Raw genomic sequence first — 12,024 nt, forward strand, 5'->3', positions numbered from 1 at the left:
TGGCCTAATACTTATAAATGGTGACAAAAAGCGCTCTATATTCAACCATGCAACTGATTGCGGACATCTTGTGTTTCAACAACAATCAAGCCGAGCTAGCTAAGTATTTTAACCAAACAGTGATCAATTGGGACAACATCGTAGTTGAAGCTAGCAAGCACTTAATGTTGCCCGCACTCTACTATAAACTTAAGACTAAGGAGTTATTAGAACTCATTCCACCCGATTTAGCTGAGTATTTGGAAGAAATCGCCGCAATCAATAGGGGCAGAAATGAGGTTTTATTAATTGAAGCACGTGAAATTTCAGAAATTTTCAAGAACGAAGATATCGATTATGTTTTTATTAAAGGTGTGGCTTTACTTGCTGGACAAATATTCAAAGACCAATCGGAACGAATGATTGGGGATATGGATATTTTAATTCCTCCAACGCAAATACACAAAGCGTATCGTCTTTTAGAGCAACAAGGCTACACTGAAAATGTGGGGTTCAACTATCAACCCAAAAATTATCGTCACCTATCTCGACAAATAAACCCTAACAGATTGGCGGCCATAGAGTTGCATAGTGACATTTTAATCCACAAACACCGTGGACTTGTTGATAGTCATTTAATACTGGAAAACAAAATTGAAATTGATGGTATAAATGTTCCTAGGTTCGAAGATTCCATTCGTATCGCCATTTTTTCCTCTCAAATAAATAATCATGCCCATTTATTTGGTTTAATGGATATGAAAACCATCTATGATTGCCTGTCCATAGGTCTGCAACATAATAGAGAATTGCTGAAAAGCCTTTCAAATCAAAAATACTCCCAATCCTTTTTAGCATTATCAAGCGTCTTTTTCACAGAATTTCGGCCATTCCACACCAACAGTTTTTCTCGGATGATGAGAAGTTATTTCTGTTTTAAAATCAACCATCCAAAAATTGGCCGATTCGTTCACAGGACCTTCACTTTTTTACATTCAATCCTATTGCGTTTAAACTTACTTATTTCTAACAAAAGTTACAGGATTCATATTTTAAAACACAAAATACTAGTCAAGAAAAATTAAACTGATAAAAACCTACTATCTAAACTTTGTACTTAAGAAGTAAAAGAGTATTTTTGAACAAAGTTTTTTTTATGAAGAAGTTAGTTATTTGTTTATTCATTTCTCTTATTGGATATACCGTTCATGCCCAAAGATTTCATAATTTCAAGAATGATTGGAAAGCAAGTGTTGGGTTTAACGCCCTTGGCAACCTAGGCACAAGAAATCCCGTGGAAAAACTTGATCAATATGCTTTCAAGTTCCCTATTGCAGTCGCTATCGAAAGACAATGGGAAGATCGGTTTGCGGCTGAATTAGATATAAGCCTGAATGGATTTGATGCTGGAAAATTTCTGGACAACGGAGTCCCAAATGAAGATCTAACTTACTTCTCTACGAACCTCAACTTTAAATGGTATTTTTCAGACCATTTTGTTGAAAACGATTGGTTGGACCTATATGCCATGGGAGGTTTAGGTATATTTCAAATTTCTGAATTAAATAGCTCTATAAACTTGTCAGGCGGTGCACAGTTTTGGGTCGATGAAGATATAGCCATACGCCTACAAACTACTGGAAAGTTTGCTTTTAATGCTAAAAACCATACCTACGCGAACAATCACTGGCAGCATGTCTTACAAGTCGTATTTCGTTTCTAATATTTGTTTCACTTCTATTATCTAATACCCTGCAAACCTAAAATTGAGCATCTGTCGTGTTCTATTGTAGATTTCGGGGAATTGTAATTTGAAATCCTGTGGCGTTTCTATAAAGGTTTCAATGATGACCGCCACAAATTCGTAGGGATTGGTATATGCATACGCCCTGAAATAATCAGAAGCAATCAGCGTTTTCCTAAGGGCCTCATCCTTAGTGAGCAAGTCCATAAGGCCTTGAAACCCATCAGAAAAAATGGTGGCACTCACATCCCGCTTTTTCAAGCTGTTAAGATGAATGGCATGGGCAAACTCGTGAATGCCTAAATTCACATTATCATCATGGTATTTAAAACCTTTTATAAAATGCTTCCATGATAGCACCAACGATTTTAACCTTGGGTTGAATTCCCCCTTATGATAGGAGGCGTTTTGAGGTGAATAAAAAATATCAGGATATATAAAAATCCTCTCGATCAATCCAATGGAATAATTTCTAAATCCGAAGGTAAGCATCACCCCCGTAGCGGCAATCAGCACTTTCATCTCATCGGTCACCACCAGGTTTTCACGTCCAATAAACATCTTGGAATTGATAAATACCGAAACCCGATGTTCGAAATAAACTTGATGTTTTGGTGATAATTTTTTAAAGAAATGAAATTGTTCTTGTAGGATGGCTTTTTGTTTCGGGTTGAGTTTTTTGAGAAAAATTGGGTAATAGACAAAATAAGGTCTTTTGTGTTTTAGCACATAGGCCAATTCTATCGTCTTTAGGCCATAAAAGACGAGCATCGCAGCGATCAAAAAAATAAAAATGCCCAAAATGAACTGGCTTTCCGTCAAAATTTCGGTAATTGTCAATATCGTTCCCACAACACAAATAAAGGCAATTGACAGCAAATGGCGCCATACAGTTGTGAGTTTTGTTCATGTTTTCGACCACTGACATGATCTATGAATCTATTGAACGCAATGAGCTCTAACACCCAATCGTTTTATTAGACAATACGTCTCGGGATAGCTTTGACTGCCCGTTATGGATAAATCAAACCAATGATGATTTTATTGCCAAATGATCCTAGTCCTTAGCGAGGTCGATATCGACTGAACGATATAAAATTTCCCAATAAACAATCCACTATGGATTGGAAATCTAAAGTTTATATGGGCAGATTGAAAGCCTGCTTCGTGAAATTGATGGAAAAGAATTGGAGAAAACACTGCACTATTCGTGGTCCAGATAACTATTGGACCGTAGCTAACCTATTTATAGAAACTAAGGTAGCTGTAGATAATCCCGATAGCAATTGGAAGTCGGGCTTTAATCTTTAACTAAATAATAAATCCCAAACCATGATATTATTTTTAGATTCTTAGGCTTAAAAATGTAAATTTGATTCACCTTTGGATCATCGGTCATCAAAATCAAAATTTCAATACAACATGGACAGCCTTAAACTTATACAATATCTAAGCTCAAATCTCAATGTTGATGAACAAGATATTTTACCACTGATTGAAAATTGCACGATCAAAAAAGTTGAAAAGGAGGAGTTTCTATTGAGACAAAATGAACATTGCAAGCATACGTTTTTTGTAGAAGACGGTCTGTTAAGACAATACGCCATAGACAGCAAAGGCAAAGAGCACACGATATCATTCGCTCCGGAAAACTGGTTTGTATCCGATAGGGAAAGCACCTATTTTAACAAATCCTCTGCCTATTATATACAAGCCTTGGAAAACAGCAAAGTGATAATGATTGATGAGAAATTTATCAATACGCTTTCAGAAAAAATTCCTGAATTCGTAGAATTTAATAATAAATTACTTCATAACCACATCCGCCAATTGCAGAATCGGATCATTATGTTATTGGGTGCAAGTGCCGAGGAACGTTACCTACAGTTTATTGAAATGTATCCCGACATACTTTTACGAGTCCCCCAGATCATGGTGGCTTCATATTTAGGCATCACCCCGGAAAGCCTCAGCCGTGTCCGTAAAGAATTGGCGCGGAAAAACTTCAGGAACTAATTCCTTATCCCACATCAATGCCGCATCGCTGAACATTGTGTATCTTCCTTGTCTTGGTAATCAGTTACCTTATTATTATTTCCATTTTCAGGCAACTACTATCTCTAGATTGGACAGAACCAACAGCCTGGCAAGGATCGAAGATCTCAGGTCAGAATAAAGCGTTCCGACTGCGCTCAACGTGACCATTAGGCCATTAGAGACTAGCCCCCTATAACCACCATGTCCTGGAAATCCGAAGTCTTATGTTAGGAGATTGAAAGTCTGTTTCGTGAAATAGCTGGTAAGAACATACGAAAACAATAATTATCCGTGAATTAGTGGCTAAAGTATTCATAGAAACATAAGCAGTCCAGTGAAACTATGCGGTGTTAACCTTAAACTTGAAAGTAAATCGTTTCGAATCAGGCCAAAGGCGTATCGTTCAAGACTTTATCATAGAACTGATAACCAATCCAATCACTTCTTATCATACATCAATGCACAGCCGTATAAAGTACCGTAAGTTTGTATCAAATTAAATGTTTAACATATAAATCTTAAAATAATGGAAACAGGAAAAACAACTTGGAAAGTAGATCCAACACATTCAGAAATCGAATTCAAAGTAAAGCATATGATGATTTCAACAGTCACAGGTAGCTTTGAAAAATTTGATGCGCAGGTTGAAGCAGCAGATGACACTTTTAAAAATGCCAATTTCAATTTCAGTGCAAAAATCGATTCCATCAATACAAAAAACAGCGATAGAGATACGCATTTAAAGTCGGATGATTTTTTTAATGCCGAGAAATTCCCACAACTTACCTTTAAGTCAAAATCTTTTGATGGCAAAAAAATGGTCGGCGATTTGACCATTAGAGATATCACGAAGGAAATTACTCTTGACGTCGATTTTAATGGCATCGCTGAAGATCCGTACGGTCAGATCAAGGCAGGTTTTGAAGCTGAGGGAAGTATTAACCGTAAGGACTTCAACCTAAGCTGGAACGCCGTAACCGAAGCAGGAAGTATTGTGGTGAGTGATAAAGTGAGGTTGATAGCCAATTTGCAATTTATCAAACAGTAGTTTGAGTGAGGTTCGAAATTCACTGTCTGCGAACAGGCAGTCAAATATCAATAAAACATATAAGGCAGAGTTTGGATCTATTAATCCCAAATTAAAATGCCAATCTGTTTAGTCACCTGGGGCGCAGTCAATAAGCAAAATCAAGAATATAAGGGTATTAGAACCCGCTGATGTAGCGTTTCGACTGCGCTCAACGTGACCATTAGGCCATTAGGCACAATCCACCATATACTGGAAATCCAAAGTCTTATATTGGAGATTGAAAGTCTATTTCGTGAAATAGTTGGTAAAGAATATCATAAAACAATAGTTATTAGTGAATTAGTGGCTAAAATATTCATAGAAGCTCAAGCAGTCCAATGAATCTATGCGGTGTTATCCTTAAACTTGAAGATAAAGCGTTTAGACTGCGCTCAACCTCACCAATTGGTCGTTAGTGGTAATTTGGTACTATCCAAAAAAACAAACCACCACAAGGTAAAGCCTCGGGAATGAAATTGGAAAATCCCACTTTTCAGTTGGATTAACCCCGTAGCTATCGGGACGACCATCAAATTTTAAGACATTGCTTCTCGATTTTTAAAAATTGAGCTTCACGAATTAAAACCTATCATACTTAAAATACCGATAAAATGAAAACAAGAACAGTAGAATTAGTAGCAAGTCCACGAGAGCCGCATTTTGTTGGTGATGGCTTTCGGGTGCATAACTTCATACCGAGCGGTTTTCGCTTGGATATGCAACGGATGAGTCCTTTTATCATGTTGGATTATAATTCAACCTATAAATTTCCTCCTTCGGATACTCCAAAAGGGGTGGGTGTCCATCCGCACAAAGGTTTTGAAACGGTGACGATAGCCTATAAGGGCAAAGTAGCTCACCACGACAGCAGTGGTGGTGGCGGCGTTATTGGTGAAGGAGACATTCAATGGATGACCGCAGCCAAAGGCATATTGCACAAAGAATATCACGAAGCTGAATGGAGCAAAAAAGGAGGCGATTTTCAAATGGTTCAACTATGGGTCAACCTTCCCGCCAAAGATAAGAAGGCCGATCCGAAATACCAGGCCATAAAATATGAGGATATTAACCGGTACAATTTGCCGGATGACGCCGGTACGATTGAAGTGATTGCAGGGGAATATAAAGGCACAAAAGGCTCAGCTTCGACCTTTACTCCAGTACATATGTTCAATGCCAAATTGAAAAAAGGTGGAAATGCCGACTTTCAATTCCCGGCTGAATACAATACGGCACTTCTGGTCATCGAGGGCAATATTACGGTCAACGGGAATAAAGAAACACCAACAGACCATTTGGCACTCATGGCCAATGATGGCGAAACTTTTCAAATTGAAGCGAGTGATAATGCCATCGTCTTAGTCTTAAGTGGCCAACCCATCAACGAGCCCATTGCAGCGCAAGGCCCTTTTGTCATGAACACCAGACAAGAATTGATGGAAGCTTTCAACGATTTCAATTTAGGGAAATTTGGCTATTTAGAAGACTAGAGGCTAAGTCTTGTCATAAAATCGACGATGAAACCTCATCGGTAACCAATCATCCTAAAACAACAATAAATAATAATTATAAATAATTCCACATGAAATACCAACTAAAAATCATTATTGGCAGCACCAGACCAACGCGTAAAGGGCCCATTGTTGCCGATTGGTTCTTAAAAATCGCAAAACAACACCCTGATTTTGAAGTGGAACTATTGGACCTAAAAGAAATAGACCTCCCTTTGATGGATGAACCCAACCATCCACGATTACAGAAATACATCAATGCACATACCAAAAAATGGAGCAAAACCATCGATAGTGCAGATGCCTTTGTGATCGTGACCCCAGAATACAATTTTGGTTACCCGGCCACATTGAAAAACGCGCTTGATTATCTATCGGTGGAATGGAGTGATAAACCAATGGGGTTTGTGAGTTATGGTGGTATTTCTGGAGGGACAAGAGCCGTTCAAGAGTTAAAATTGCCAGTAACCGCCTTAGGGATGATGCCAATACCACAGGCCGTCAACATTCCGTTTTTTGCCCAATTTATTAATGACAACGATGTTTTTGAGGCTAATGAAACTTTAGAGAAATCGGCAAATGTCATGTTGACCAAATTGCAGAATTGGGCAAAAGCCTTAAAAAATATGCGTGAAAATGCAGGAGAATGATTAACTTTTAGCATTAAAACGATACGTTATTACGTTTTATAGGAATTTTAAAGGTACAAATGAATTCTCATCCAAAATAAAAGTAGAATGGAAAATCAACCTCTACTGCCCCAACTTTCATATAAGGAGAATGTCAGTAAGAAAATGACGCTGCATCTGTTCTTGCAGATCATAGGGAAAATTCGCCTTAAAATGACGCCCAGAAAAAACCATTGGTGGTACCTCGCTGAGTATATTGGAACCAACGGATTTACAACGGGCCCAGTCCCCTACAATTCGGGAGCCGATCAGTTTGACATTTCCATAAAGGTCCTAAAGCATCAACTGGAAGTCAGTACAAATCAAGGCGATTTTGAACACTTCTAGCTTCAGGATCAGCTCATCGTTGCCGATTTTTATAAAAAGTTGATGGGATTATTGAAAAAACTCAATCGGATAAAAAATTGAGAGTTCTTTATATAGAAGACTTGTAAGACACCATCACCATAAAAAAAACTATAACGGATAAACACTATACATTATGACAAAAATAGAACGAGAAGATAACGGTAAAAAAGGACGGTTCGTTATTTATGATAATAATGAAGAAGCTGGAGAAATGACATTTACCTGGGCAGGTAAGGAAAAGTTCATCATCGACCATACCGGCGTAGAGGATAAGTTTGGCGGAAAAGGTTATGCGAAGGCACTGGTCATGGCCGGCGTAGAGTATGCGCGCGAAAATGACCTCAAAATTATTCCACTGTGTCCTTACGCCAAAAGCAGATTCAATAAGGATAAAAGCATAGCTGATGTCCTGGCCTAAACACGATTTATGAACCAGCATTTTAAAAATTAAAGATAGACTATGTCGAACATCAAATTAATTATAGAAGAACGTGCTGCCGATATCGGCAATTTTATGGTAGGCCGGTTATTGCCATTCAGACAAAAGCGGACCGTGGGTCCTTTTGCCTTCATTGACCATATGGGTCCGGCAGAAATGAATAAGGATGAGAATCTTGATGTGGGACCACACCCCCATATTGGCTTGTCTACACTGACCTATTTATTTGAAGGTTCCATCCAACATAAAGACAGTTTGGGATCTGATATCGAGATCAAACCTGGCGCCGTTAATTGGATGACCGCAGGTAAAGGAGTGGTTCATTCTGAAAGAACACCAGAATATCTGCGAAATACTGAAAAAACGTTACACGGACTCCAGATTTGGGTGGCATTGCCTAAGCATTTGGAGCAATCAGAACCCAGCTTTGTGCATATTGCAAAAAAAGATATTCCAACCTGGAGCGAGCAAGGCGCACAATTCAAATTGATTGCTGGCAAGGCTTTCGACAAAACATCACCCGTTCCGGTGCATAGTGAGTTGTATTTTATAGAAATAAAAAGTACAGATAAGCAGCAGATCACGATTGGCGACGACCTATACGGCGAAAGCGCCTTATATATCTTAAATGGCAGTATCAATGCCGACGGTTATAATTACGGTCCGAAACAAATTTTAGTAGCCAAAGATAGTACCTTGTGTTCCTTTGAAATGGAGCCAGAGACCACGGTGTATATTTTTGGTGGGATCCCATTTGAAGAAGAGCGTTTTATCCATTGGAATTTTGTGAATTCCAGTAAAGAGGTCATTGAAAAGGCCAAGAAGGATTGGGAAGATCAAAACTTAGACGCCTTCCCAAAAGTAGTTGGGGATGAAAACGACTATGTCCCGTTGCCAAAACCACGTCGATTATGAAAACAGGGAGACTGGAAGCTTTTAGCGACGGTGTATTGGCCATTATCATTACCATTATGGTATTAGGAATGAGCGCACCAGAAGGCTATAGTTTTGAAGATTTAAAACCCATACTTCCGGTTTTTCTCACCTATGTGTTAAGTTTTATATATGTAGGAATTTATTGGAACAACCACCATCATTTATTGCAAGCGGTCAACAAGGTCAACGGGAAAATCCTTTGGGCAAACCTCAATTTGCTCTTTTGGTTGTCACTTTTTCCGTTTGCAACGGATTGGATGGGGAAAAACCATTTTGAAGATAATCCAACGGCTATCTACGGGATAGTGCTGCTGATGGCAGCATTGGCCTTCAAGATTTTGGTGTATTGCGTCATACGGAACGAAGGCAATGAATCTAATATTGGCAAGGTTTACAGCAAGGACAAAAAGTTGAATCTATCACCCTTATTATACCTCATAGGTGTTGTATCATCATTCTTTTTACCCATTGTCAGCCTGACTATTTATTTAGGTGTTGCGCTTATGTGGATTATACCAGACCGGAGAATTGAAAAAACTATAAAAGATTAAATTATGGACACAAAAGAGTATTCAAACGGAGAGATCACTATTTTATGGAAAGCTGAAAAATGTATCCACTCGGGAATCTGTGTAAAAACACTGCCCAAAGTGTACAATCCAAAAGAAAGACCCTGGATAAAGCCAGAAAATGCAACTACAGCAGCATTAATTGACCAAGTGTCAAAATGCCCTTCGGGAGCACTCAGTATTAAGAAATGAGTAAAGTAATGAGATGGACAGAACATAAGGCTTAAAACTTCTACTATTCTGTTCGTTGATTTAATAATTAAAATAAAACATATCTAAAGTCTATAACGCCATAACCCGTTAAAAGAATCAGCACAGCTATGCAAGAAAATAGGTCATGAACCTAATGGGTAAGTCGCTAAAAAACAAAGTTTTATAACTATATTTTAACCAATTCAATATATCCTATAAGCGTTTTCCGTAAATGATTAAGAGAAGGTATTAAATAGCAGAACTATGGAAGACCTTTATTTAAGGTCGCGCGAAGTACTACAAATTTTGAACAGATCACCATATTTACAAAAACAAATAGAAACAAATAATAATTAATTAAAATAAAAAAAGTGAAGACTATATATCATAAAGCAGACACAAGAGGAAATGCAAATCACGGGTGGCTTAAATCAAGACACACCTTTAGTTTTGCCAATTATTATAATCCAGAGCGCATGAACTTTGGTGTATTACGAGTATTAAACGATGACATAGTTTCGGAAAGTCAAGGTTTTGGATCCCATCCGCATAGAGATATGGAAATTATTTCTATTCCTTTAGAAGGCGACCTTAAGCATAAGGATAATATGGGAAATGAGACCATCATTAAAGCCGGTGATATTCAAGTCATGAGCGCTGGTACAGGTGTGATGCATTCTGAATTTAACAACAATCCGGACCAGCCGGTAAAGTTTTTGCAGATTTGGGTCATTCCAAATAAGATGAATGTCACACCGCGTTATGGACAAATAACAGTGGCAGATCATGCAAAACCGAACGATTTTCAGCAAATCGTCTCTCCAAACAAGGATGATGAAGGCGTTTGGATCCATCAAGATGCCTGGTTTCATTTAGCGAAATTTGATCAAGGAATCGCCAAGGAATACAAGGTTAAGAAAGAAGGTAATGGCGTGTACGTGTTCATCCTTGAAGGTAAGGCCAAAATAGGAGACCAAGTCTTAGACAAAAGAGATGGCTTGGGTATTAGCGATACGGATTCCTTTAAACTGGAAGCTCTTGAAAATTCAGAAATACTTTTGATGGAAGTGCCGATGTCATTACCTCAATAAACTATTTAAATATAGTCACTTCCAGATCATGACATAACAAACAAAGAAGCAATCAACAGCATATCTATTGATTGCGTCTCTTATTTTGACCATCAACGGATCGTAGTCACCTTAAAGGATTGCTGAATACCTTGGGCTTAAACCAATAGAACAGAGTTCAGGTAAGCTTGGCCAAAGGGATTAGACATTCCTCAGAGCTCGTTCCGAACTCCGTCGGGATGAAGGTAGTTCAAACGAAAAAACGCTCAAGCAAGCTTGGCAAGGGATTGTAGATCCCAAAGCGTTCCGCTTTGAAAATAGTTCAAACGAAAAAACGCTCAAGCAAGCTTGGCCAAAGGGATTGTAGATCCCAAAGCGTTCCGCTTTGAAAATAGTTCAAACGAAAAAACGCTCAAGCAAGCTTGGCGTTTTTTCTTATTGAACTATTTATTCGTGACCACGGAGGGATTCAAACCCACGACCGCTGGAGCCGAAATCCAGTGCTCTATTCAGCTGAGCTACGTGGCCATTAATCCTTGCGAAAGCAGGGATCTCTTTTTAAACTAATTAGGTTATTCTATTATTTCCGTCTTACTTGACTGGTCCTTCAAAAGTTTTGTCATATTATTGGTATAACACATAATACTATCGATCAATTTCACGCCATAAAGCATATCTTAAACAATCTTTTCAATTATCAAAATACAATAATTCCAACCTCATGGCAGACAGGAAAGCAAGGATCTCCTTTTAGGTTAACCTAACCTGTACTATCATTTGTCGTTCTCCTTTATAGATTACATTCCTTATAATGCTATCTCAAAGAACCTTTATTTTTAAGCCAATTTAGCCCTTACAATCGTCGATATTGTCTTCCCATCAGCCTGTCCTGCCAACTGTTGATTGACAATTCCCATCACCTTGCCCATATCTTTCATACCTTCCGCACCAATTTTTTGGATGGTCTCCACAACTACTTTTTCAATCTCTGCTTCGCTTAACTGTGCCGGTAAAAACTGACTGATGATTTCTGCTTGTGCCAATTCTGGCTCTGCCAAATCATTTCTGTTTTGTTCGGTATAGATAGCTGCACTATCCTTACGCTGCTTCACCAACTTCGACAAGATCTTTATTTCCTGTTCTTCGGTTATTTCTTCCTTTGAGCCTGACTCTGTCTGTGCAAGTAGGATTTCGGCTTTAATGGCTCTTAATGCCGCCAAAGCTTGTTGATCTTTACTCTTCATTGCTGCCTTTAGGGCAGTCGTTAAATCTTCCTGCAAACTCATGGTTTAATTTTTTGATGCTGCGAAGATAATAAAAAGTAAGGAGTGTTCCATTAGAGAATTGCGGGATATTTGTAAATAGTTTTAACTGGTTTTTATTCTACTACTGATTAATAATTCAATGTTTAGATCCCTGCTTTCGCAGGGATATGTTTGCT

General features: G+C 38.4%; 15 protein-coding genes and 1 tRNA gene. 13 read left to right on the forward strand and 3 right to left on the reverse strand.

From position 1 onward, the window contains the following. The first annotated feature begins 17 nt into the window (after positions 1-17). Positions 18-1,064 (forward strand): nucleotidyltransferase family protein, encoded by a 1,047-nt coding sequence (locus G6N06_RS00720; protein WP_163514139.1) that lies wholly within the window; start codon positions 18-20, stop codon positions 1,062-1,064. 71 nt (positions 1,065-1,135) lie between these two features. Further along, positions 1,136-1,702, forward strand: a complete 567-nt coding sequence (locus G6N06_RS00725) for a hypothetical protein (protein WP_163514140.1) — start codon at positions 1,136-1,138, stop codon at positions 1,700-1,702. A 21-nt stretch (positions 1,703-1,723) separates the two neighbouring features. On the opposite strand, the gene G6N06_RS00730 is transcribed toward G6N06_RS00725, so the two are convergent. Further along, the gene (locus G6N06_RS00730; RefSeq protein WP_240337922.1) at positions 1,724-2,524 is read right to left on the reverse strand and encodes a zinc-dependent peptidase; all 801 of its coding nucleotides are present in this window, start codon (positions 2,522-2,524) and stop codon (positions 1,724-1,726) included. Between the two features lie 318 nt (positions 2,525-2,842). On the opposite strand from G6N06_RS00730, the gene G6N06_RS00735 reads away from it, so the two are divergent. The 11 genes from G6N06_RS00735 (at position 2,843) to G6N06_RS00785 (ending at position 10,604) form a co-directional block, all read left to right on the forward strand. Continuing rightward, complete coding sequence (locus G6N06_RS00735; RefSeq protein ID WP_163514141.1) at positions 2,843-3,034, forward strand: hypothetical protein; 192 nt, start codon at positions 2,843-2,845, stop codon at positions 3,032-3,034. 111 nt (positions 3,035-3,145) lie between these two features. Next, positions 3,146-3,739 carry a Crp/Fnr family transcriptional regulator gene (locus G6N06_RS00740; RefSeq protein WP_163514142.1) on the forward strand — a complete coding sequence of 198 codons (594 nt, stop codon included), beginning with the start codon at positions 3,146-3,148 and terminating at the stop codon, positions 3,737-3,739. A 547-nt stretch (positions 3,740-4,286) separates the two neighbouring features. After that, on the forward strand, positions 4,287-4,808 hold the full coding sequence (locus G6N06_RS00745) for a YceI family protein (protein WP_163514143.1): 522 nt from the start codon (positions 4,287-4,289) through the stop codon (positions 4,806-4,808). A gap of 632 nt (positions 4,809-5,440) precedes the next feature. After that, on the forward strand, positions 5,441-6,319 hold the full coding sequence (locus G6N06_RS00750) for a pirin family protein (RefSeq protein ID WP_163514144.1): 879 nt from the start codon (positions 5,441-5,443) through the stop codon (positions 6,317-6,319). Between the two features lie 92 nt (positions 6,320-6,411). Continuing rightward, positions 6,412-6,990, forward strand: coding sequence for an NADPH-dependent FMN reductase (locus tag G6N06_RS00755; protein ID WP_163514145.1), 579 nt, complete (start codon positions 6,412-6,414; stop codon positions 6,988-6,990). 87 nt (positions 6,991-7,077) lie between these two features. Continuing rightward, positions 7,078-7,356, forward strand: coding sequence for a DUF5996 family protein (locus G6N06_RS00760; RefSeq protein WP_163514146.1), 279 nt, complete (start codon positions 7,078-7,080; stop codon positions 7,354-7,356). A 154-nt stretch (positions 7,357-7,510) separates the two neighbouring features. Continuing rightward, positions 7,511-7,795: a GNAT family N-acetyltransferase gene (locus G6N06_RS00765; RefSeq protein WP_163514147.1), complete on the forward strand. Its 285-nt coding sequence runs from the start codon at positions 7,511-7,513 to the stop codon at positions 7,793-7,795. 42 nt (positions 7,796-7,837) lie between these two features. Continuing rightward, a complete protein-coding gene (locus G6N06_RS00770; protein WP_163514148.1) occupies positions 7,838-8,731 on the forward strand; it encodes a pirin family protein in 894 nt (297 codons plus the stop codon). Then, positions 8,728-9,303: a TMEM175 family protein gene (locus G6N06_RS00775; RefSeq protein WP_163514149.1), complete on the forward strand. Its 576-nt coding sequence runs from the start codon at positions 8,728-8,730 to the stop codon at positions 9,301-9,303. Before G6N06_RS00770 ends, G6N06_RS00775 begins: the two co-directional genes overlap by 4 nt. A gap of 3 nt (positions 9,304-9,306) precedes the next feature. After that, complete coding sequence (locus G6N06_RS00780; RefSeq protein WP_163514150.1) at positions 9,307-9,513, forward strand: (4Fe-4S)-binding protein; 207 nt, start codon at positions 9,307-9,309, stop codon at positions 9,511-9,513. A 371-nt stretch (positions 9,514-9,884) separates the two neighbouring features. Continuing rightward, positions 9,885-10,604, forward strand: coding sequence for a pirin family protein (locus tag G6N06_RS00785; protein ID WP_163514151.1), 720 nt, complete (start codon positions 9,885-9,887; stop codon positions 10,602-10,604). A 433-nt stretch (positions 10,605-11,037) separates the two neighbouring features. On the opposite strand, the gene G6N06_RS00790 is transcribed toward G6N06_RS00785, so the two are convergent. After that, positions 11,038-11,111, reverse strand: a tRNA-Arg gene (locus G6N06_RS00790). A gap of 308 nt (positions 11,112-11,419) precedes the next feature. Then, positions 11,420-11,869, reverse strand: a complete 450-nt coding sequence (locus G6N06_RS00795) for a GatB/YqeY domain-containing protein (RefSeq protein ID WP_163514152.1) — start codon at positions 11,867-11,869, stop codon at positions 11,420-11,422. Between the last annotated feature and the right edge of the window lie 155 nt (positions 11,870-12,024).

It is taken from the genome of Gelidibacter japonicus (assembly GCF_010725055.1).
Taxonomy (GTDB): Bacteria; Bacteroidota; Bacteroidia; order Flavobacteriales; family Flavobacteriaceae; genus Gelidibacter; species Gelidibacter japonicus.

Excerpts from the sequence above, each read along its gene's own strand:
- G6N06_RS00770 (WP_163514148.1), top strand. The coding sequence starts at position 7,838 with ATGTCGAACATCAAATTAATTATAGAAGAACGTGCTGCCGATATCGGC.
- G6N06_RS00775 (WP_163514149.1), top strand. The coding sequence starts at position 8,728 with ATGAAAACAGGGAGACTGGAAGCTTTTAGCGACGGTGTATTGGCCATT.
- G6N06_RS00765 (WP_163514147.1), top strand. The coding sequence starts at position 7,511 with ATGACAAAAATAGAACGAGAAGATAACGGTAAAAAAGGACGGTTCGTT.
- G6N06_RS00780 (WP_163514150.1), top strand. The coding sequence starts at position 9,307 with ATGGACACAAAAGAGTATTCAAACGGAGAGATCACTATTTTATGGAAA.
- G6N06_RS00750 (WP_163514144.1), top strand. The coding sequence starts at position 5,441 with ATGAAAACAAGAACAGTAGAATTAGTAGCAAGTCCACGAGAGCCGCAT.
- G6N06_RS00725 (WP_163514140.1), top strand. The coding sequence starts at position 1,136 with ATGAAGAAGTTAGTTATTTGTTTATTCATTTCTCTTATTGGATATACC.
- G6N06_RS00720 (WP_163514139.1), top strand. The coding sequence starts at position 18 with ATGGTGACAAAAAGCGCTCTATATTCAACCATGCAACTGATTGCGGAC.
- G6N06_RS00795 (WP_163514152.1), bottom strand. The coding sequence starts at position 11,869 with ATGAGTTTGCAGGAAGATTTAACGACTGCCCTAAAGGCAGCAATGAAG.
- G6N06_RS00735 (WP_163514141.1), top strand. The coding sequence starts at position 2,843 with ATGGATTGGAAATCTAAAGTTTATATGGGCAGATTGAAAGCCTGCTTC.
- G6N06_RS00740 (WP_163514142.1), top strand. The coding sequence starts at position 3,146 with ATGGACAGCCTTAAACTTATACAATATCTAAGCTCAAATCTCAATGTT.
- G6N06_RS00745 (WP_163514143.1), top strand. The coding sequence starts at position 4,287 with ATGGAAACAGGAAAAACAACTTGGAAAGTAGATCCAACACATTCAGAA.
- G6N06_RS00755 (WP_163514145.1), top strand. The coding sequence starts at position 6,412 with ATGAAATACCAACTAAAAATCATTATTGGCAGCACCAGACCAACGCGT.
- G6N06_RS00760 (WP_163514146.1), top strand. The coding sequence starts at position 7,078 with ATGGAAAATCAACCTCTACTGCCCCAACTTTCATATAAGGAGAATGTC.